Genomic DNA, 20,777 nt, shown 5'->3' on the forward strand with positions numbered 1-20,777 from the left:
AAACCGCTTAAGCCGCCCGTTACTTCTTCCCGCGTCCGTTTGTTTGGCGTACGACCCTCAGAATGACAGCGATCAGCAGGACTGCAGCCAGACTCAAACCTGCATACAGGAGAATCGGTGTCCCTTTGTCGTCAGCAGTGCCTTTGCTAATCCCGGTATTGTCTGTACCCGCAGGCGTAGCCCGCGACCCCGGAGAGATTCCCGGCCCAAGCGCCTCTTTATCCTCGGCAGCCCCGGACAACAGTGTGGTCCGGCTGCACAGACTCACCTTTAATCCATCACTCCCCTCTCCTTTATGGCTGTAGACGAGATAACTCTCCCCTTCCGTAAATTCGAAGCCACAGCTGGCCGAGGACATCGCAGTAGTCACTGTAACCGTGCTCCCGACCTCCCCCTTCCAGATGGTCTGGACGTTAAACGTAACGGTGACCGGGTCACCGCTGGATTGCACAACAGACGGTTTAGCTTCCACGGACACCACTTCTCCGCTAAAGACAGCAGCGCTTCGCTCCAGCTCTTCAAGCGGTGCTCCCGGCACCACACAGGAACATGCATATGTGACCTCCGGACGCACTGTCAGCAGCGCCGTTGCCATCAGCAGCACACTCATTATTATCAAAAGCGGACTCCGAAACAGGTTTTTTATAGCCATCACCCTCCTCCTTTTCCTTACAGACGACCCGGATGGCAGGATAGTTACAAGGTTCCGGACATCATTATTCCAAGTTAACCACCGGGGAGCATGTTCACTCGATCTGGTTCGCGAGTGCCGTCAAACGCCGCATCCCTTCACGCAGCGTGATTTCATTAACGAACGAGTAGCTGAGGCGGACCCAGGACTTCATCTCCCCCAGCGCATCACAAATCTCGCCCGGAACAAACACAATCGATTCCCGGAGGCTTGCTCTAAAAAGAGCCTCCACCTTAAGCTGCTCCGGCAGCTTCACCCACAGATTAAGCCCGCCCTGCGGAGCGGTCCATTCCCAGCCTGTCCCCGCCAGCTCCTCCTCCATAATCTCCTTATGGACCTGAAGTGCAATCCGCAGCTTGCCAAGGTGCTGCTGGAGCCGGGGTGAAGTGTAATAATGGAGGAAGATCTTCTGGTTCAGCAGTGATGTCCCGTTGTCCGCCAACGCTTTGGCCGTAATCAGGCGCTCCATCAGCGGGTAGCGGCAAGCCACGGCACAAATCCTGAGGCCAGGTGCCACATACTTGCTGAAGCTGCTGATATAAATCACCCAGCCCTCCGTATCGTAGGCAAAAAAAGGCAACGGCGGCGGTTCAGCAAAATAAATATCACGGAAAGGATCATCCTCGACCAGCAGACAATGGTAGCGCTCGGCCAGCTCCACCAGCAGCTTGCGCTGCCAGGCGGGCACCGTATACCCGGTTGGGTTGTGATGAGTAGGGTTCATATAGAACAAACGCGGCTTATGCCGGGCCATCAAATCCTCCACCTCCGCAAGGTCGTAGCCCTCCGGTGTAATGGTCACCGGAACAAGCCGGGCCCCCTTCCGCCGAAAGATATCCATAGCCAGACTGTACGTAGGCCGTTCCACCAGTATGCTGTCCATAGGCCCAAGCAGGATGTCCGCGACCAGGTTAATGGCCTGCTGCGCTCCGGAAGTAATCAGCAGCTCCTCCCGGGACAGCTGCAGCCGGTGATGCTCCCGGAAATGCAAGCTGAGCGTCTCGCGCAGCTCCTCATCTCCCTGCACACTGGAATACGTGCCCATCACCTTTGGGTAGAGATCGAACACTTTTTTGACATACTCGGACAGGAACAGGTTCGGCAGCAGCCCCGGATCAATCAGCGCCTGCGAAAATTGATATTGCGCCGGCAGCCGCTGAATGTCGGACAGGCGGTTGGAGTTCAAGGCGGCCGCCATCGTCAAGTCTGCCCCATCCATTGCAACAAGAGACGGGGAGCCGCCTTGCGATACATAATATCCGGATTTATCTTTGACATACACCTTGCCATCCTCCGCCAGCTGCCGATAGGCCTTAAATACCGTCAGCCGGTGCACCTTGAGCTCTTCCGCCAGTCCCCGGATAGACGGCAGCTTATCATGCGCCTTCCACTCCCCCCGCTCCATGCGGTTCCGGATGAATTCATAAATCTGCAAGAATAAGGGGTAGCTCGTTTCTGTCCCCGTTGTATTTTCCATCCTTACCTTCAGCTCCTTTTCAGAAGTAATCATATTATTGTATTGTACACGATTCCAGCTGAAATCTGTTCTGTTTCTTACCATCTGTTCTGTCCCCTTGCCTATATGATTAACGAACAACTTCTAAAGGGGATATGAATAACATGATTCTTTTGGCGTACACTCTTGTCTGTCTGGTCTTTGGCACTACCTTTCTGGCGATCAAAATCGGCGTGGATGCCGGGGCGCCTCCGTTCTTCTCGGCCGGACTGCGTTTTTTTGTGGCGGGAGCGGTACTGTTTCTATGGATGGTCTATAAACGCAAAGTCCGCTTCTCCCTGCTACTGCGCAAAGAGATGCTCTTCACCGGAGCGACCTTAACCTTCGCCACCTTTGCCGCCCTTTATTGGGCCGAACAATATGTCTCCTCAGGACTTGCCGCCATCCTGTCGGCGACCGGCCCGATTATGATTCTGCTGCTGCAAACGGCCCTTCTCCGTCAAAAAGCTCCAGCCCACTCGCTCTATGGCTGCATCATCGGCTTCATCGGTGTTATGCTGCTGGTGCTGCCCAACCTCGCGGTAGATGTCTCACCGCTGTGGATCGTCGGCTGCATTGTTATTCTGATCGGGGAATTCGGCTATGCCATAGGGGCAATCTATTCCAAAAAAGTATCCACAAACATGTCCGAGGTCTCGCCCATCGCCCTGAATGCGGCCCAAATGATGTATGGCGGAGCGCTTTTGTTCATTCTGTCACTCGCAACCGAACGGGTCCATCCGGAATTCCTGCTGTCGCTGCCCACCGCCGGCTCCCTGCTCTACCTGACCGTGGTCGGCTCCATGGTTGGACACAGTCTGTTCTATTGGCTAGTCAGCAAAACGAATCCGGTCTTTCCTTCCACCTGGCTTTACGTTTCCCCTCCGATAGCGGTGGGTGTCGGCGTACTTTTTTACAATGAAACCGTTAATGTAATCACGATCCTGGGTATTGTCACGATTATCGCCGGGACGGTGCTGGTGAACGCGAGCGCTTTAAGAAAAATGCTGCCCAAACCGAAGATTAACGCCTCTTTTGCTAAAAAATCCGATATATGACGTACTATATGTTGCATTAATGACCATTATTGCGTATTATATAACCAAGAAAAGGGATATAAACTTCTAATATGACGCATTAATGAAAGGGGGAACGACAATCCGGCGCTCCTTTTCAGAACAGGAATGCCGCATGTATCCGGAAAGTGGAGGGAACTTGTGATCGAACTGACATCCCGTCAATTGCAAATTATTGATATTGTGAAGAAAAGAGCACCGATTACCGGCGAACAGATCGCAGAAAGCCTGCATCTTACCCGGCCAACGATCCGCTCCGACCTGTCTGTGCTGGTCATGCTCGAATATATTGACGCCAAACCCAAGGTAGGTTATTTTCCCGGCAAAAAATCCTCGTCCGGTCTCGGCAGCAGCTATCTGCTCCAGGAGACGAAGGTCAAGGACATCCAGAGCGTGCCGATTATTGTCCGTGAGACGACAACCATTCAGGATGCCGTTGTGATGTTGTTCCTGCAGGATGTCGGCACGCTGATTATCTGCGACGGGGACGGCAAGCTCGCCGGGGTCGCTTCCCGCAAGGATTTCCTGAAAGTAACACTCGGCAATCCCGGTGCAGTCTCCATGCCTGTCAGCATGGTTATGACGCGCCAGCCCAAGGTAGTGACGATTTCTCCGGATGACGCGGTGCTTGATGCCGCACACCAAATGATTTTTCACGAGGTAGACAGTTTGCCGGTGGTTGTTCCCTGCAGCGGCGAGAACGCCGGAGGGAAGCTGGACGTGATAGGGCGCCTGACGAAAACTTCCATCATAAAACTTCTCCTCGAACTTGAAGCCAAAGGATAACGGGAGGAATCTAAAGCGCATGGAGGAACCGTCACATTTCGTAACGATCTGCTCGGATTCAATAGGGGACACAGCCGAGGCTGTAGTACAGGCGGTCCTGCACCAATTCCAGAATCAGCGGGTCACCCTGAGAAGATATGGCAACGTAAGGCATGAAGAGGAGCTGCGCAAGCTGATGGAAGAAGCGGCCCAGCATCAAGGATTTGTCGCTTATACGCTGGTACAGCCGGAGCTTCGGGAGATGATCCGCGAAGAAGCGGTTCGGCTTGATCTGCGCATCGTAGACATCATGGGCCCGATGATGCAAGCCTTCATCGACACCTTCGATGACTCGCCCCAGCAGCGGCCCGGACTGCTCCATCAGCTCGACGAGAATTATTTCCGCCGGATCGAGGCGATTGAATTCACCGTCGCCTGTGATGACGGCCGCGATCTCGGCGCCATGCTGAAAGCCGATATTGTGCTGCTCGGCATGTCGCGCACCTCAAAGACACCGCTCAGCATCTTCCTGGCCCACAGGGGCAAGAAAGTGGTCAATTATCCGATTGTGCCGGAGATCGGACCGCCGCAGCAGCTGCTCAGTCTGCCGCCCAATCGGCTGATCGGGCTCAGTATGGACCCCGAGCATATGCTGAAGATCCGCTCCGAGCGGCTCAAGGTGCTCGGCCTGCCCGTCGGCTCCCAATATGCAAGCCTGGCCCGCATTACCGAGGAAATGGAATATGCCACAGCGCTTTTCGCCAAGCTGGGCTGCCCGGTGATCGATATCACCGACAAAGCCATTGAAGAAACTGCCGGAATTATTATGGGCTACATCTAAAGAAACCCCACAAAGTGAAGCTAATGCTTACGATGCTTAGCCCGATTACTTTGCGGGGCCCCCGGGATAGTACAGAAGGAACGGCTATTATACAAAAATCGCACTGGAGGGAAACATTATGGAACGCGAATTGGCACTTGAGATTGTACGGGTAACTGAACTGGGCGCTTTGTCTTCAGCCCGCTGGATTGGACGCGGGGATAAAAATGCAGCCGACGATGCGGCAACCACCGCCATCCGTTCCATGTTCGATTCCGTCTCCATCGACGGCACCGTGGTCATTGGCGAAGGGGAAATGGATGAAGCTCCTATGCTTTATATCGGGGAAAAAGTCGGGAACCGGAACGGCCCTTCGGTCGATGTAGCCGTTGACCCGCTGGAAGGCACCGAGGTGGTGGCCTGCGGGCTGCACAACGCCCAGTCCGTGATTGCCATTGCCGACAAGGGCAGCTTGCTACATGCTCCCGATATTTATATGGAGAAGCTGGCCTGCGGCCCCGAGCTAGCAGGAAAGCTGAGTATTGAAGATCCTGTGGAGCTTACTCTCCAGAAGGCGAGCCGGTTCAGCGGCAAATCACTCTCCGAGCTGACCGTCATGGTGCTGGACCGCAAACGCCATGAGAAGTTGATCGGCAGCCTGCGCGAAGCTGGCGTACGGATCAAGCTGCTCAGCCACGGTGATGTGGCCGGAGCCATCGCTGCGGCACTGCCGGACAGCGATGTGGATCTGTACATGGGCTCCGGCGGAGCGCCGGAAGGTGTACTCGCCGCTGCCGCCATGAAATGCCTGGGCGGAGAAATGCAGGGACGCCTGCTGCCGGACGGGCCCTATGAGATGCAGCGTTGTCTCCGCATGGGCATCGCCGACCCTACACGTGTGCTCTATATGGAGGACATGGTAGGCACAGGCGACGTCATCTTTGCCGCCACAGGTGTCACCTCCGGTGAATTCCTGAACGGTGTCCGTTTCATCGGCAAGGAACGCGCCGAGACTCATTCGGTCATCATGCGCGCCCAAAGCCGTACAATCCGCTATATCCGCAGCATTCATTTCCTGCCCGGAAAAGAAATACCGGAGCGGATGACGGGCCAGGCAAGCGCTGCCTCGATGTAACGCAGGCGGTAACCCTTTCCCCGCCACAGCAGAGTATAAGATAGATGCCAAAAAGGGTTTTCCCGCTGCCTTCTGGACAGCTGGAAAACCCTTTTTGTTTACGCTGCGTACTTCGTGGACCGTAAAGTTGAACGCAGCCAGACCTTGCTGCCCGTTTTACTTAACGTCTGTTGAACGTGGAGCTTTCTTCCCGGCTTCGTCTAAGCTCGTCGTCACTGAGCTTCACACTGCCGGTCTTGTCAATCCTGGCTTCCTCACGCTTCACAGTATCCTGAACTTGTTCCGTGCCTTGGACCTCGCGTTTATGAACATCGACTTCGCCGGTAACCACCGTATTTTTATTAACTTCCACCTGCTCTTCGCTTACCGGAATACGGATCGTTTCCTCCGCTCCGACAGGCTCTGCCGTGGAATCATTATTTACAGCATGACGCTCAATCACAATTTCTTCATGGGAGACAGGAACGTTGATTGTTTTCTGCTCCTCAATCACTTCCTTGCGGACCGATACCTCACCTGTCTGGACTTTGTTTTTGGAAACATTCAGCTGTTCCTCACGCAGACGCAGCTTACGTTCCTCATCCAGCCCGTCATCCGGCATACCGGAATGAACCGATCCCGTCATTCCCGGTCTGTTCACATCATTCAGCGGTGACGTTCCACTCCGGCCGCCGGCTGAATTCATCGTATCCAGTCCGGTATCCTTGCGCCCTTCCAGACCCGAACCGTTGAATGCGGCATCTACCGTATCCGATACGGAGTTCCGGGCGGCATCCACTGAACCGTCCGCCAGGGTGTCCTCCTCCATATACCGATCGGCATTGGCAGAATTATGATTGCGGAATACAGAGTAGACATCACTGGCGTTTGTGTTGTCGGCATCGACCATGACCAGAATCCGTCCTTCATCTACATGGCGGTCATAACTTTCTGCTTCATCCTCCGGAATACCGAGGCCAATCAATCCGCCAACCAGTCCGCCTGTACCGGCTCCTACCGCAGCACCGGCCAACGTAGCCGCAATAGGACCCGCTGCAATAATGGGGCCGATTCCGGGAATGGCCAAGGCGCCGATTCCGGCAAGCAGTCCTGTCACACCCCCGAGCAGACCCCCGGTCGCCGCGCCGGAAGCCAGTCCTTCAGGGGCTTTGGTTCCCGTCTCTTCACTAATCGCTGTAACATCGCGTTTGTTTCTAGCAATGACGGAGATATCCTCTGTTTGAAAACCATGCCGTTTTAAATCCTCAATGGCCGAAGAAGCCTCATGCTCGGTATAAAACACACCTACAATTTTCTTATTCATAACGATTCCCTCCTGCTAGTTGTTTTGTTGTTGGTTAAGTGTTGCCTCTGCTTCATTGCTTAATTAACCAAACGGATTGCGGATAAACTCATTTTCTGCAAATTTCAGGAGTGATCCAGATATAAAAATATGAAACAGGAAATCATTAGGGAAATACAACTTAAACGGAAGTCCGGGTGTTGTACGCACTCTCTAGGTTCACCTTATCCCCGATGTCTCATTCACGGTTCGCTTTATCCCTCACCGGAAATCTATTGTATAATGTAAAGGCCGCAGGCAATCTTTGAATCAGGAAAAGAGGCTAAACGCAGCCATGGCAATCTTTCATTACAATTCCGAGCGTCCGTTCCGGGGCAATCCCGATCTGCATCTGCATTACTGGGGGCGGGAGCAATGTGCCCCCGGCCACACTGTAGGCCCCGGGGTCCGCGACATCTACAAAATACATTTTATCCATGAAGGGACGGGGATTGTAACCGTAGGGGAACAGACACACATCCTGCAGGCGGGACAAGCCTTTTTGACCTACCCTCATATCGTGACTTATTATGCGGCCGACTCCTCCGATCCCTGGACCTATTCCTGGATAGCTTTTACCGGAGAAGAGGTTCCCTGTCTGCTGGGCAAAACCTCTTTATCGCCGGAGTTGCCCGTTTTTCCGATGGACAAACAGCTCATGCCGGAGCTCTACAGACTTCTTACAGAAGCAGCAGATTCAAAGGATGGTCTGGATCTTCCGCTTAAAGCCATTATGTATGAGTTCCTTGCCCTATTGCTGAAGCTGGCTCCGGCAGCCCCGGATATTCTTCCGCTGCCGCGGGCAAAAAGCATCTACGTGGAGCAATGCCTGCATTTCATTCATGCGCATTATTGCGAGAATGTGACGGTCGAGAGTATGGCCTCTTCCCTGAAGCTGGACCGCAAATATTTGTCCACACTGTTCAAGCGGACCATCGGCCTGCCGCCGCAGCAATATTTGCTGACTTTCCGTATGGCCAAAGCCTGTGAGCTATTGACCGAAAGCACCTGCACCATTGGCGACATTTCACGCTCCGTCGGCTATCAGGACCCGCTGCTCTTTTCGCGGATGTTCAAAAAGGTCAAAGGCTGCTCACCCAAGGAATACCGCCTCCGGCATAACGATAGTGACATTGTGCTATAAATATCTTCCTTGCTGACATACGCTTGCCCCAACATTTCCGCTACAATAAGAGCGTATACAATGTTCTTGCCGCAGCACACTACCTGTTATAGGAGGAAATGAATCATGTATGATGCCAGCTCAACCAGATATGACAATATGACATATAACCGCACCGGCTCAAGCGGCCTGCTGCTTCCGGCGATTTCGCTGGGTCTGTGGCATAATTTCGGAGGCAATGATGTTTTTGAGAACGGCCGCAGCATGGTAAGGCGAGCTTTTGATCTGGGGATCACCCATTTTGACCTCGCCAACAACTACGGGCCGCCTGCGGGTTCAGCAGAAGAGAATTTCGGACAAATCCTGAAAAAAGACTTATCCCCTTACCGGGATGAACTTATCATCTCCAGTAAAGCCGGGTATTATATGTGGCCGGGACCTTACGGGGAATGGGGCTCCAAAAAATATCTCGTCTCCAGCCTTGACCAGAGCCTGAAACGTCTGGGACTCGACTATGTCGATATTTTTTATCATCACCGTCCGGACCCGAACACCCCGCTGGAAGAAACCATGGCTGCGCTGGATCTGCTGGTGCGCCAAGGCAAGGCCCTTTATGTCGGCATCTCGAACTATAAGGCGGAAGAAGCGCGTGAAGCCGCACAGATTCTGCGCCGCCTGGGCACGCCATGCCTCATCCATCAGCCGAACTACTCTATGATGTCCCGCTGGATCGAGGATGGACTGCAGGATGTGCTTGCGGAAGAAGGCATCGGCACGATTGCTTTCTCGCCGCTGCAGAAAGGTATCCTGACCGACCGTTACCTTAACGGCATTACAGCCGACTCCCGCGCTGCCGGGCCAAGTGTATTCCTGTCCGAGAAGGAGATCACGGAAGAGGTTATCGCCAAAGTCAGCAAGCTGAATGAGCTTGCCGCCGCACGCGGACAGAAGATGTCCCAGCTCGCCTTGTCCTGGGTGCTGCGCGGAGGCAAGGTTACCTCCGCTCTGATTGGCGCCAGCAAAGTCAGCCAGATCGAGGATGCTGTCGCCTCCCTGAACGCGCCGGAGCTTAGCGCGGAAGAGCTGGAGCAAATCGAGAACATTTTACGGGGATAGTTCACAACACCAGGAGTCAGCAAAAAAAGACGGCACATGTACCAAAATCAGCTTAAGGGCTGCCAGGGTACGTATGTGCCGTCTTTTTTTATGAAAAGCTATGCTCAGGGGTATCGGAAAGCCGGAAAACCCCAGCGATAACCCCCCACGTTCACGTTAGCCATCTTTTAGCCGAATATCTGAGTAATATACACCATAATTAACAATCCAAAAATAAAGGAGTAGGTCGACGACCTCTCATACCCGTGGCCGTGGCTTTCGGGGATCAGCTCCTTGTAGACGATGAACAGCATTGCACCGGCGGCGAAGGCTAAACCATAGCCGACTACATTTTGCAGCGAGCTGGCTGTAAAATAACCGACAATTGCCGACACCATCTCCATCAGGCCGGTAAGGGCGGCCATAATTACCGCCTTCAGCTTGGTAGCTTGGGAGTTCATCAGAAAGACAGCCAGAATCAAACCCTCCGGCATATTTTGCGCCCCGATGGCTATGGCCACGGTAGGACCTAAACTGACCTGCTCGCTGGCATAACTGAAGCCTGTACTGAGCCCTTCAGGGATATTATGGATAAACAACGCAATCAGGACAAGGAGCGCCTTCGAATCCATGTTGGTGTAGCCGGGTTTATTCTCCACATCAATATGCGGGATATTGTTCTCGATTAAATCGAGCAGCAGCACTCCGGTAATCAGCCCCAGGGACAGGGCAAGGATTCCCGATTCTTTGATGGCTTGCGGCATTAAGCCGAAGGTTGAGGCGGACACCATAATGCCGGCGGTGAAGGCGACCAGCACATCCTTCCACTTCTCGGATAATTTCTTCACGAACAGAATGGGAATAACTCCGAGTACGGTTGCCATTGCCGATAAAAAGCTGCCAAGAAGCGCTGTTTCCAAGTCTTCCACTCCTTTTGGGACAGAACTGATAGACCAAGCTTATGCTTCCATCAGCCCTAATTATGTCTCTATGATGATTTTCTCTCTATCCTAAGGTCCAGCGGCAGGCTGAACAAGTCTTCGCTCCAATAACGTGTTCCCACCTTCAAAGCATTAAGCTCTGTGCCATAGCAGGTGAACCCCAGTGCTTCGTATAAGCGCCTCGCCGCCAGATTCTCCGAGATTACCGCCAGCAGAAGAACTTCCAGCCCCTCGATTTGCTCGGCTTTGGCAATCAGTTCCGTCATTAGAGCATACCCCAATCGCTGCTGCCGCACTTCGGGACGAACATATAGGGCAAACACATTTCCTTTATGGCGGATTTTGTCCCTGCACTCACGCATAAAAGTGACCACTCCAGTCAGCTCTCCTTGCTCCGTGAAGCCCCCGAGGGTGAACTGATCCCCGGAGGGTCTGAGCCGTTGGCGCGTGGTTTCCAGGGGCAGCTCTTTTTCAACAGCATAGGTGCTGAGAAAAGCTTCGGGATGCTCCAGAAGAGACTGCAGGCGGATGGCCCGGTACCTCTCTGCATCTTCGGCGGTTAATAGCCGGATATCCATAAATACACCTCTTTTCAGCTAAATTAAGCTATAATTAAGAAAAAATTGTTGTCAGGAGGCTTCACCATGGTAACCTGTTTCCTCAAATATGTGATTGATCCGGCCAAAATGGCGCATTTCGAGCATTACGGCAAACTGTGGATTGATCTCGTCCATGAGCTGGGCGGGCTTCACCACGGATATCTGCTGCCCCACGAAGGACCCAGCAATATCGCTTATGCTACCTTCTCTTTCCCCACTCTGGCTGCCTACGAGACCTACCGCAACGAAATCCCCGGAAATCCGAAATGCCAGGCTGCCCTAGATTATGCCAATGAGCATCAATTTATTATCAGCTATGAGAGGAACTTCTTCAAGCCTGTGTTTGAGGGAATGGAGACTTCTGCGAGGCTTTTTTATTGAATCTACGAGTGGTTGGATTCGTTTCAATGTACTTTATACATCAGGCTGAGAGTAAAGCTAGCTAATTTTCGATTTGGCTGCATTTTATACATTGGAAATAGCAAAAACGGCTTAAAAATGCCTGTTTTCTAAATTTCTGCTGTATGAAATACATCAGAATGGACTTTTGGGTCCTCCCAGAGCTATTCTGCTGCACTAAATACAGTAGGTCCTACTCGTCGCCATCGCAGAGCCGTCATTTAACACCTGCTAATAAAAAAGCAGGCCGGGGTTTAACACCCTTGGCCTGCTTTTTGCTGATTGCTACAGGTTTAGCTTAACTTTCATCAGCCAACAGATTGCTTAGACGCAGCAGCAGTACAATCGCTTCGGCGCGGCTAGCCTGACTCGAAGGATCAAAACGGTTGCCTGAGCGCCCGTTAATCAAGCCCTTCCCGGCAGCTTCAGCCACATAAGCCTTGGCCCATGCCGGAATTCCGCCATCGTCCGCAAAGGAAGTCGTGGCTCCCGCTTCAGGCTTAACCCCCAGTGCCCGCATCATCAGGACTGCCATTTCAGCACGGCTGATTGAGCTACCCGGACGGAAACTCCCATCCTCATGGCCTGTGGCAATTCCCTGCTCCACAGCCTGGGATATGGCAGCCTGCGCCCAAGGCCGTATACTCTCCTGGTCCTTGAAGGCAGAGAGAGCATTTGTTGAGGTGATGTCGGCATTCCAGTTTAGGGCCGATGCCAGCAGCATGATGAATTCTGCCCGGGTAACCGGCGTGTCCGGATGCACTCCGCCATCCGGGTAACCCTGCACAAGGCCGCGGCATCCGGCTTGTCTGATCTCCTCTTCCGCCCAGTGGCCGGAAATATCATTGAAGGTTATGCCCTCAAGGATACAACCGGAAGGAGCTTCCGGGCCCGGTGACTGGCCGGATACTTGCTCCTGGAATACCCGAAGGCTGTAAGTTCTCCAGGAACCGTCTTCTGCTATAACCAACACCTTAATGCTGTTCTCGCCTGCAACGAGCGGGATGTTCCCGCTCAGACTGTTCTCTGCAGAGGAAAGTATCCCTTCTGTAGCCTGACCAGCCGCCAGATACATGATCTTAAGCTTTGCTTTCGAATCCTCGGCTTGCGCCGTAATCTGAAGAGCACTGACCTCAGGGCCAACCGTAACCTCATAAGCGGTGGTCCCTGGAGAGAATCCCGGTTTCAGCATCCCCGCCGACAGCGTCAGACCTGTCAGGAAGGAATTGCTGGAGCGCGGTGCTGCTTCCACTGGGGGATTATACCCTGGAGACGGCTCCACAACAGGCGGCTCCGCCCGGTAAATCTCCAGCTCATACCGCTTGGTAGTGACTCCATCCGGTGCCGTAACGGTGACAGCTGCCAGATTGCTGCCGACAGTCAGTATGTCCCCACCCCAGATGTCGGCCGTAGCCCCGGCCTCATACACCTCGGCTGTGACAGTAACGCTGGTTATTTCATAGGGAACACTTAACTTGTAATAAGTGGTATCCGGCTGGAACCCGGCCAAAGGTACACCGTCCACAGCCAGCGCTGCGAGGTCAGCATTGGCCGAAGCTTCTGCTTCCTTGGCCTTACGCACAATATGAAGCGTATAGGTCCGGGTAGTAACCCCATCCGGTGCCGTAATGATAATCTTAAGCGTATTGCTGCCGACGAGAAGTTTCTCCCCGCCGGACACTATGACACTCGCATCCGGCTCAGCTGTCTGGACCTCTACCAGAGCGGATGTCGTTTCATGGGCAACATTCAGTGTATAATCCCTTACGTCCGGATCGAAATCCGGAAGAGCTGAACCGTTCACAACAAGGCTTACTGCCCGCGCATCCGATGAAAGATCCTGCACTGCACGTACAATGGTCAGATGGTAGGTTTTGCTTACCGCCCGGTCTTGTGCCGTTACTATAACCTGTAGATCATTTGGACCTATTTCCAGATACGTTGCGCCCGTAACCGTTACTGCCGCATACGGACTGTAAGTCTGCACGGTTACTGTGGCCTGATCAGTAGAATAAGGTACGTTATACACATATTTGTAGATCTGCGGATCAAAATCCTTCAGTGGTGCTCCATTGACAAAAAGCGCACGGGCATTGGCATTCTGATCAGCGATAAAGTTCACACTGGCTTCTGCCGCCAGGCGCATGCTGCCAACTTCCGCCGATATTTGGGCAGAGCCTGCCACCACCGGTGCAGTCAGTACTGCCCGGTATGTCCCATCACCCAGGTCAGTTACGGCGCTGAGCGTCCCAACGCCGTTTACTTTCAGACTTACCGCTTGACCGCCCCCGGCAAGCACATTGCCGTTGCTGTCCTTTAACGTAACGGTCACCTGAGCGGTGCTGCTTCCGTCTGCCGGAAGTTCGGTCCGGTCCACCGTTAGCGTCGAAGTCGACGCGTCGGCCGCCCCGGCCACGAAGTTCACTGTGGCCGTGCCCGGCACAGGTGCTCCGTTCACCTTCGCGGTGATCGTCGCCGTGCCCACTGCGGCCGGCGCGGTCAACATCGCGCCATAGGTCCCGTCGCCATGATCCGTGACGGTTCCCACGCTGCCGCCGCCGCTTACCGCTATCGCCACGGTATCGCCGCCGCTTAAGAGCGGGTTCCCCTGCGCATCGCGCACGGTCACTGTTACTTCAGCGGTGCTCATGCCATCCGCTGTCAGCGTAGCCTGATCCACCGCCACGCTCGACTTGGCGGGGTCTGCGGTTCCGGCCACGTAGCTTACCGTGGCCGTGCCCGGCACAGCTGCTCCGTTCACCTTCGCGGTGATCGTCGCCGTGCCCACTGCGGTCGGCGCGGTCAACGTCGCGCCATAGGTCCCGTCGCCATGATCAGCGACGGTTCCCACCCTGCCGCCGCCGCTCACCGCTACCACCACGGTATCGCCGCCTACTAACAGCGGGTTCCCCTGCGCGTCGCGCACGGTCACTGTCACTTCAGCGGTGCTCACGCCATCCGCTGTCAGCGAGGCCCGATCCACCGCCACGCTCGACTTGGCGGCGTCTGCGGTTCCGGCCACATAACTTACCGTGGCCGTACCCGGCACAGCTGCTCCGTTCACCTTCGCGGTGATCGTTGCTGTGCCCATACTTGTCGGCGCGGTCAACGTCGCGCCATAGGTCCCGTCGCCATGATCCGCGACGGCTCCCAGACTGCCGCCGCCGCTCACCGCGACCGTAACAGTATCGCCGCCGGCTAACAGCGCGTTCCCTTGCGCATCGCGCACGGTCACTGTTACTTCAGCGGTGCTCACGCCATCCGCTGGCAGCGAAGCCCGATCCACCGCCACACCCGACTTGGCGGCGTCTGCGGTTCCAGCCACATAACTTACCGTGGTCGTACCCGGCACAGCTGCTCCGTTCACCTTCGCGGTGATCGTCGCCGTGCCCACTGCGGTCGGCGCGGTCAACGTCGCGCCATAGGTCCCGTCGCCATGATCCGCGACGGTTCCCACGCTGCCGCCGCCGCTTACCGCTATCACCACGGTGTCGCCGCCGACTAACAGCGGGTTCCCCTGCGCGTCGCGCACGGTCACTGTAACTTCAGCGGTGCTCACACCGTCCGCTGTCAGCGTAGCCTGATCCACCGCCACGCTCGACTTGGCGGCGTCTGCAGTTCCGGCCACATAACTTACCGTGGCCGTGCCCGGCACAACTGCTCCGTTCACCTTCGCGGTGATCGTTGCTGTGCCCGTGCTTGTCGGCGCGGTCAACGTCGCGCCGTAGGTCCCGTTGCCATGATCGGCGACGGTTCCCACGATGCCACCGCCGCTTACCGCTATCACCACGGTGTCGCCGCCGACTAACAGCGGGTTCCCTTGCGCATCGCGCACGGTCACTGTAACTTCAGCGGTGCTCACGCCGTCCGCTGTCAGTGTAACCTGATCCACCGCCACACTCGACTTGGAAGCGTCGGCTCCTGCCGCAACAAATTCAACTTTGGCTTGCTCCTGGAGTTGAACTCCGTTTAAGCTGGCCTCGATGGTAGAGGTTCCAATCGTCGTCGGCGCGGTTAAGGTCGCCTGATAAGCTCCTCCGCCCAGCTTGGCTACCGGACCAAGTGTACCTCCACCCGTAATTGTCAGCACAGGCAGAACAGCGTTGCCATCATCGTTTACAGCAGTTCCTGCCGCATTGTTCAACTGAAGCTGAACTGTAGTGGTATTGCTTCCATCAGCCACCAGCCGGGCATCCTCTGCCTTTAATGTTGATGTCACCGGAGACACTACCGGAATCAAGTCCGTTCTTGAGTTGTTAAGCGTATTCGCTTCTTCTTCCATCACCACTTCTGCTTTTACAGAAGCCTCATTTCCAGCGTCTGCTTCTGCATCAACAACCAATTGAATCGCTGAAGAGGTTCCTTTGTCCGCAATTCTCTTCGTAGTTGTACATGTAAGTTCAGATACATCACAGCTCCAGTCCGTGCCGCTCAGGGATACTGGGGTCATTTTGGAATCCAGCGTAAATTGAACCTTGAGATCCTTGGCCGTGGCTGTCTTCCCTGTATTGCGTACGCTCATATCGTAACTGAGGCCATTTTGTCCAGCTACTATTAATGAAGGCAGACTGCTGCCCAGCTGAACCACAACATCTGCAACATCCGAGCTTACCTCAATGTCACTTGGACTTTGATCATTCGAATTGACGTTGTCTTGAACAGTGGACTGGCTAAGGGACAGTTTAGCGGTATCATTCATATAAATCCCGCCGCCTCTTCCGTAAGCACCATTCCCGGTAATCGTTACTTCGGACAATGTCAACAAACCGGAATACACATCTCCAGCCAGTCCGCCACCATCCCCGTCCGCATAGTTCTTCTCAAATACCGTGGACTGGATCAAAGCCGCTCTTTGCATAAAAACTCCGCCACCCCGGCCTTCAGAATCCTCTTTTTGAACAGATCCGAACGCCTGATTGCCTGTAAAAAGAGAGCCAGTAACCGTAACGGTGCCAGGTGCTGCCGTTTGCGGGTAGGCCTGCATTCCTCCTCCTGAACCGTAAACCGTATTACCTATAAACTTCGTATTTGAAATCGAAATCTTCAAATCGCCTTCGAGATAGGCTCCACCTGCTCTCGCAGTATAACTGCCCGAAGCGCTCCCGGCAGTGTTATTCTCAATCACCGTATCGCGCAGAACCAAAGCACCTGTCGGCGGGCCGGCAATATTAAGACCTCCCCCATAGAGACCGTCCCCCACTGCATTGTCCTTAATGATCAGATTTTGCAGTGTAATCGTCCTCTGGCCCGTATACCCCAAAATTCCGGCACCGCCAAAATCACCGGAAGCATTCACTCCACCGCCGCGAACGGTCATATTCTGCAAAGTGATGTCATAACCTGCTTCCTCCGCATCGGGATTCAGATTGAACACGCGAAAATTGGCATTGCCCGGAGCGGCAGCCGCCTGAATTACCGTCAACTCCGCTGCGCTTCCGTCGCTGCCCCCATCTCCGGTCAGGACCATATGATTTCTCAGCTCGAGCGGATCACCGGAGGTAAGGGTATAGGTTCCAGCGGGCACCTTGATTTCATAATCCGTACTGCCTGCATCGGCCGTCTGGATCGCCGCCCGCAATGAGCAGTTACCGGAAGAATCCGCGCAAATGCCATCACCGGGAAGCACATCTTCCGTATCTGCCATCGTATTTACCGAAATGGTTTCCGCTGCGGCAGCCGCAAGCGCCGTTACCATAAACAGACACATAACAAGAACCAATGCGGCAGTGCCATACGTAAATTTCCGCCCGATGTAAGGAACCAACCGGTGCAGAATCCTGCCTGCTTTCAATAGATCACCTCCTCATTCTATTTTCATTTAAGATCTAGGCGGAAAGTCACCGGAAGTGCAAATAATAAAATTAAGGGCAAGAAAAGGCTGCATGTTATTATGCGGCTGGCTGCCGCCTGCGGGTCTTACAGCTCCCTGTTCCATAGTTGCCGTGCGATTGGGTCCGTAAGACGAATAGCTTGCAGCGGGCACACGCCCTCCAGGCTTGGCCCACACTGCTCCGGCAGGATGATCTTTCCGCATCCCCCCTTCTTTATATACTGGAGTATGATTATGGACGGGAAGCTGGCCGCTATTCAATTCCACAGCAGCGCTGCCGCCGGAGACTCCAAGCGTCCGATCCGTCAATCCATTCCCCATGCCCGCTTGGATAGGAACCCGGCCAACCAGGTTCGGCAAGGCGAATGTCGTTTTACCATCCCCGCCATAATTAGTTCCCAGCAAAGAAAACAACGCTGTATTCTGCATTATTGGCATCAATTGTCCATCACAGAAAGCCCAGCCCTTTGGTGCAAAGTTACCGGCAAAAATCCGGATTTCTCCAAGATAACCCATGTCTGTTCTCCCCTTTCAACTGTTCAGTTTGTCTAGCTTCTTGAAGGGAAAATCCCCGCCCCGCAAATCAAATAATTAAGTGTCAGATAGGGCTGCATATTCTCATGGGGCTGGGATGAGCCGGATGGCAGCAGCGCATCTCCCATTTTGACATCCGGAGTATGATGATAGGCCGAGACAGGAGTTGCTCCAAACCCGGCATCCACCGGACTTGCCGTGTCCACAGCCGTCGTTGTTGCGCTGATGCTGTGGTTATGTGCCGGAAGCTCCTGGACAGTTAAGGTATGGTTTCTCTCTCCCCCCTTGTATCCCAATGGATAGTTGGAGTTATAATGTACGGGTACCCGGGCTTGAAGATCCGGAAGCGCAAACGTTGTGCTCCCGTTCCCACCGTACATTGTCCCCAGAATACTGAACAGTGCTGTATTATTTTGGATGGACAGAATGGCTCCATTGCAGGCATACCAGCCGTTAGGGATCATATTAAAGGCCACTAAACGAATCTCGCCTAAATAAGAGTCTGCATTCATTACGGAAGGGTACATTCCTTCCAGGGCAATCACAAAGTTAATTGGCAGATAAGGCATCATATTGTCATGGGGCAAACCTTCGCCCGCCATCTTGACCTCACTTCTACCCATATTCCCTGCCGTTCCGCCCTCCATATAATTGGAGGCCGAAGATTTGGCCCATACGGCACCTTCAGGACTGTTCTTATTGCCCCATGAAGCATGCCCGTAGACATCGTGAGTATGTGCCGGCATCTCGGATGACTTCAGAGTGACTGACTCCACACCTCCGGAAGAACCCAGCGGCGTTTGCGGACTGACGTGCATCGCAGCTCTCCCCCTCAGATCCGGCAACTGAAAGGTCACCTGTCCATCACCGCCATAGGTCGTGCCAATGAGTTGAAAGAGCACTTCATTTTGAGAAATATGCAGCACGCTGCCGTCGCATATCGCCCATCCCTGCGGGGCAAAATTCCCTGCGAACATACTGATTTCACCCACAATGGGTTGATAGATATCTGATGCATAGGCCGTCTTGGTTCCTGCCAGCCAGTTAAGTCCGGCCCCGGACATCGCCATCAGGGCTGCTCCCGCTCCTGCTTTGGCCAGAAATTCACGGCGGGATATTTTTTTATTCTTGTCCACCGGCATCCTCCTTTTTTTGCTTTTGCTGTCTATCATTTATGTAGATAATCTCATCATAGCGGTAAAATAAGACTTTGAGAATATATTTTAAAACTATATATACTGAACTTGAAATTTTTCTATTTGGGGAGTGGATCGAGACTACGGTGAATGTTTGGACTTCCGGCCCATTCTATATAGATTATCTTTGTTCAAAAACTCAAAAAAACAAGCCCCCGGGACCGGCGGCTTGCCATTAGTTATATTCATCTCAGCCTATCTGCTTTAAATAACTGCACAAACCGTCCCAGGCCGTTAGACTCCAGTTCTTCCTTCGGAATAAACCGCAGAGCGGCCGAGTTGATTCGGTAATGCAGCTTCGTGGGCTCCGGGCCGTCATACAATACATGCCCCAGATAGGCATGGCTCAGCCTGCCCCGGACCGCTGTCCGCACCTGATCACTGCTGTAATCCGCTTCCTTGCGGATCAGCCCTTCATCCAGCGGCTTGCTGAATCCGGGCCATCCGGTGCCGGAGTCGAATTTGTCCTTTGAGCAGAACAGGGGGTCGCCGCTCACAATATCGACGTACAATCCCTCCTGGTTCATATCCCAATATTCATTCTGATACGCCTGTTCCGCAGCCTTATTCTGAGTGACCTCATATTGCAGCTCCGTCAGGCGTTCCCGCAGCCGTTTCTTATCTTCAGGATTGTTCCAATATTGCCCCGTGAAGTCCTCGCGTCCCGAACCTTTCATATAAGCCTTATAGTTTGCTACATGTGTCTTATAATACTGCTGGTGTTCATCCTCGGCGGGATAAAACGGACTGGCCGGCAAAATCTCTGTCACAATCGGCTTTTTGAACCTCCGGCTGGCCTGAAGGGCCTGCCTGGAAGCCTCCGCCTGCTGCCGCTGCTCCTCATTATGCACAAAAATTGCCGACCTATAGGAATGTCCGCGGTCCATAAATTGTCCGCCTGCATCCGTAGGATCAATCAGCTGCCAATAAATTTCGAGTAGGCGCTCATACGGAAACACCTCCGGCTCGAACGTAATCTGCACCGCTTCACGATGCCCGGTAGTTTCCGTCCCCACCTCGTCATATGTGGGATTCAAGGTATGTCCGCCCGTATAGCCGGAAACCAGGGACACGATGCCCGGCAGTTCATCAAACGGCTTGACCATACACCAGAAGCAGCCTCCCGCGAAGGTGGCAAGTTGTTGATTATTGATCTTGTCCAGCATACGGCTCCCCCTTAAATAAAGGAATTAATCCTCATATTTGGCGAGTTCGGCTTCCAGCTCCACGCGCTGTTGAATGACATTATCCAATATTTCTCTCTGCGCCGCAAGCTTGGCCTGCAGGTCTTGTTCTGCCGGGGAGCCTGCCGCCGGATCATAGCCTGGCGCAGTTCTCAGAAAATTCAGCTTTGCCTCATAATCCTCTTGAACAATCCGGATCTCTTCTATATCATCCTTGACCTTGCCGATCTGGTACTCCAGATACATGATGTCCGAGGAGGCTGCGGGATGGGTCGAACGCTGAGAATAGGTCATCGTGCACCTTCTTTCTTTGAATTGATCAGCTTCATAAACAATCCTACCATATACACATTGTAAATATCTTGCTCAAGCGCCCCAAAGAAGCTCGTAATCATCCGCTGCCTCTATAAACTCCATATCGAATTCCAACAGCAACTGACCGGCCTTCACCTGTGCTCCCGTCTCCACCAGGGACAAGAACCCTTCCCACTCCATCAAATGGAGAATACACCTTCCCTTCAGACGGCTCAATCGCTATCCCTTCACCCATTTTTGCTTGTCAAATATACGTGA

At 53.7% G+C, this 20,777-nt stretch carries 18 protein-coding genes; 7 read left to right on the top strand and 11 right to left on the bottom strand.

Annotated features, from left to right (window positions below; all coding sequences use genetic code 11):
* Positions 1 to 19 precede the first annotated feature (19 nt).
* Both IEY53_RS25580 and IEY53_RS25585 read right to left on the bottom strand, forming a co-directional pair.
* Positions 20 to 652, bottom strand: a complete 633-nt coding sequence (locus tag IEY53_RS25580; protein WP_189030035.1) for a hypothetical protein — start codon at positions 650 to 652, stop codon at positions 20 to 22.
* Positions 653 to 746: 94 nt separating this feature from the next.
* Positions 747 to 2,168, bottom strand: coding sequence for an aminotransferase-like domain-containing protein (locus tag IEY53_RS25585; RefSeq protein WP_189030081.1), 1,422 nt, complete (start codon positions 2,166 to 2,168; stop codon positions 747 to 749).
* Between the two features lie 143 nt (positions 2,169 to 2,311).
* On the opposite strand from IEY53_RS25585, the gene IEY53_RS25590 reads away from it, so the two are divergent.
* From IEY53_RS25590 to glpX, 4 genes are all read left to right on the top strand, one after another.
* Positions 2,312 to 3,244, top strand: coding sequence for a DMT family transporter (locus IEY53_RS25590; RefSeq protein WP_189030037.1), 933 nt, complete (start codon positions 2,312 to 2,314; stop codon positions 3,242 to 3,244).
* 159 nt (positions 3,245 to 3,403) lie between these two features.
* The gene (locus tag IEY53_RS25595; RefSeq protein ID WP_373293936.1) at positions 3,404 to 4,048 is read left to right on the top strand and encodes a helix-turn-helix transcriptional regulator; all 645 of its coding nucleotides are present in this window, start codon (positions 3,404 to 3,406) and stop codon (positions 4,046 to 4,048) included.
* Positions 4,049 to 4,067: 19 nt separating this feature from the next.
* A complete protein-coding gene (locus tag IEY53_RS25600; RefSeq protein ID WP_189030041.1) occupies positions 4,068 to 4,868 on the top strand; it encodes a pyruvate, water dikinase regulatory protein in 801 nt (266 codons plus the stop codon).
* Between the two features lie 118 nt (positions 4,869 to 4,986).
* Entirely contained in the window at positions 4,987 to 5,982 is a 996-nt protein-coding gene (gene glpX / locus IEY53_RS25605) for a class II fructose-bisphosphatase (protein WP_189030043.1), read from the top strand.
* A 160-nt stretch (positions 5,983 to 6,142) separates the two neighbouring features.
* On the opposite strand, the gene IEY53_RS35945 is transcribed toward glpX, so the two are convergent.
* Positions 6,143 to 7,285: a YsnF/AvaK domain-containing protein gene (locus IEY53_RS35945; RefSeq protein ID WP_189030045.1), complete on the bottom strand. Its 1,143-nt coding sequence runs from the start codon at positions 7,283 to 7,285 to the stop codon at positions 6,143 to 6,145.
* Between the two features lie 313 nt (positions 7,286 to 7,598).
* Between IEY53_RS35945 and IEY53_RS25615 the strand changes: the two genes are divergently transcribed.
* Both IEY53_RS25615 and IEY53_RS25620 read left to right on the top strand, forming a co-directional pair.
* A complete protein-coding gene (locus IEY53_RS25615) occupies positions 7,599 to 8,447 on the top strand; it encodes an AraC family transcriptional regulator (RefSeq protein WP_189030047.1) in 849 nt (282 codons plus the stop codon).
* Between the two features lie 105 nt (positions 8,448 to 8,552).
* Complete coding sequence (locus IEY53_RS25620) at positions 8,553 to 9,542, top strand: aldo/keto reductase (protein WP_251037843.1); 990 nt, start codon at positions 8,553 to 8,555, stop codon at positions 9,540 to 9,542.
* A gap of 167 nt (positions 9,543 to 9,709) precedes the next feature.
* Here the strand turns inward: IEY53_RS25620 and IEY53_RS25625 are convergent, their stop codons facing one another.
* Both IEY53_RS25625 and IEY53_RS25630 read right to left on the bottom strand, forming a co-directional pair.
* Positions 9,710 to 10,441 carry a ZIP family metal transporter gene (locus tag IEY53_RS25625; RefSeq protein ID WP_189030049.1) on the bottom strand — a complete coding sequence of 244 codons (732 nt, stop codon included), beginning with the start codon at positions 10,439 to 10,441 and terminating at the stop codon, positions 9,710 to 9,712.
* A 68-nt stretch (positions 10,442 to 10,509) separates the two neighbouring features.
* Positions 10,510 to 11,040 carry a GNAT family N-acetyltransferase gene (locus IEY53_RS25630; RefSeq protein WP_189030051.1) on the bottom strand — a complete coding sequence of 177 codons (531 nt, stop codon included), beginning with the start codon at positions 11,038 to 11,040 and terminating at the stop codon, positions 10,510 to 10,512.
* 66 nt (positions 11,041 to 11,106) lie between these two features.
* Between IEY53_RS25630 and IEY53_RS25635 the strand changes: the two genes are divergently transcribed.
* Positions 11,107 to 11,442: an NIPSNAP family protein gene (locus IEY53_RS25635; protein WP_189030053.1), complete on the top strand. Its 336-nt coding sequence runs from the start codon at positions 11,107 to 11,109 to the stop codon at positions 11,440 to 11,442.
* A 316-nt stretch (positions 11,443 to 11,758) separates the two neighbouring features.
* On the opposite strand, the gene IEY53_RS25640 is transcribed toward IEY53_RS25635, so the two are convergent.
* From IEY53_RS25640 to IEY53_RS25675, 6 genes are all read right to left on the bottom strand, one after another.
* Positions 11,759 to 17,251, bottom strand: a complete 5,493-nt coding sequence (locus tag IEY53_RS25640; protein WP_189030055.1) for an invasin domain 3-containing protein — start codon at positions 17,249 to 17,251, stop codon at positions 11,759 to 11,761.
* A 27-nt stretch (positions 17,252 to 17,278) separates the two neighbouring features.
* A complete protein-coding gene (locus IEY53_RS25645; RefSeq protein ID WP_189030057.1) occupies positions 17,279 to 17,806 on the bottom strand; it encodes a phage tail protein in 528 nt (175 codons plus the stop codon).
* 32 nt (positions 17,807 to 17,838) lie between these two features.
* Positions 17,839 to 18,960, bottom strand: a complete 1,122-nt coding sequence (locus tag IEY53_RS35950) for a phage tail protein (protein ID WP_308424258.1) — start codon at positions 18,958 to 18,960, stop codon at positions 17,839 to 17,841.
* A 245-nt stretch (positions 18,961 to 19,205) separates the two neighbouring features.
* Complete coding sequence (gene msrA, locus IEY53_RS25665; RefSeq protein ID WP_189030059.1) at positions 19,206 to 20,186, bottom strand: peptide-methionine (S)-S-oxide reductase MsrA; 981 nt, start codon at positions 20,184 to 20,186, stop codon at positions 19,206 to 19,208.
* Between the two features lie 24 nt (positions 20,187 to 20,210).
* Entirely contained in the window at positions 20,211 to 20,498 is a 288-nt protein-coding gene (locus tag IEY53_RS25670) for a hypothetical protein (protein WP_189030061.1), read from the bottom strand.
* Positions 20,499 to 20,570: 72 nt separating this feature from the next.
* Positions 20,571 to 20,702 carry a PTS glucose transporter subunit IIA gene (locus tag IEY53_RS25675; RefSeq protein ID WP_229696353.1) on the bottom strand — a complete coding sequence of 44 codons (132 nt, stop codon included), beginning with the start codon at positions 20,700 to 20,702 and terminating at the stop codon, positions 20,571 to 20,573.
* Between the last annotated feature and the right edge of the window lie 75 nt (positions 20,703 to 20,777).

Source organism: Paenibacillus albidus (assembly GCF_014644435.1).
Taxonomy (GTDB): Bacteria; Bacillota; Bacilli; order Paenibacillales; family Paenibacillaceae; genus Paenibacillus_AQ; species Paenibacillus_AQ albidus.

Excerpts from the sequence above, each read along its gene's own strand:
- IEY53_RS25580 (WP_189030035.1), bottom strand. The coding sequence starts at position 652 with ATGGCTATAAAAAACCTGTTTCGGAGTCCGCTTTTGATAATAATGAGT.
- IEY53_RS25585 (WP_189030081.1), bottom strand. The coding sequence starts at position 2,168 with ATGGAAAATACAACGGGGACAGAAACGAGCTACCCCTTATTCTTGCAG.
- IEY53_RS25590 (WP_189030037.1), top strand. The coding sequence starts at position 2,312 with ATGATTCTTTTGGCGTACACTCTTGTCTGTCTGGTCTTTGGCACTACC.
- IEY53_RS25600 (WP_189030041.1), top strand. The coding sequence starts at position 4,068 with ATGGAGGAACCGTCACATTTCGTAACGATCTGCTCGGATTCAATAGGG.
- glpX (WP_189030043.1), top strand. The coding sequence starts at position 4,987 with ATGGAACGCGAATTGGCACTTGAGATTGTACGGGTAACTGAACTGGGC.
- IEY53_RS35945 (WP_189030045.1), bottom strand. The coding sequence starts at position 7,285 with ATGAATAAGAAAATTGTAGGTGTGTTTTATACCGAGCATGAGGCTTCT.
- IEY53_RS25615 (WP_189030047.1), top strand. The coding sequence starts at position 7,599 with ATGGCAATCTTTCATTACAATTCCGAGCGTCCGTTCCGGGGCAATCCC.
- IEY53_RS25620 (WP_251037843.1), top strand. The coding sequence starts at position 8,553 with ATGTATGATGCCAGCTCAACCAGATATGACAATATGACATATAACCGC.
- IEY53_RS25630 (WP_189030051.1), bottom strand. The coding sequence starts at position 11,040 with ATGGATATCCGGCTATTAACCGCCGAAGATGCAGAGAGGTACCGGGCC.
- IEY53_RS25635 (WP_189030053.1), top strand. The coding sequence starts at position 11,107 with ATGGTAACCTGTTTCCTCAAATATGTGATTGATCCGGCCAAAATGGCG.
- IEY53_RS25645 (WP_189030057.1), bottom strand. The coding sequence starts at position 17,806 with ATGGGTTATCTTGGAGAAATCCGGATTTTTGCCGGTAACTTTGCACCA.
- msrA (WP_189030059.1), bottom strand. The coding sequence starts at position 20,186 with ATGCTGGACAAGATCAATAATCAACAACTTGCCACCTTCGCGGGAGGC.
- IEY53_RS25670 (WP_189030061.1), bottom strand. The coding sequence starts at position 20,498 with ATGACCTATTCTCAGCGTTCGACCCATCCCGCAGCCTCCTCGGACATC.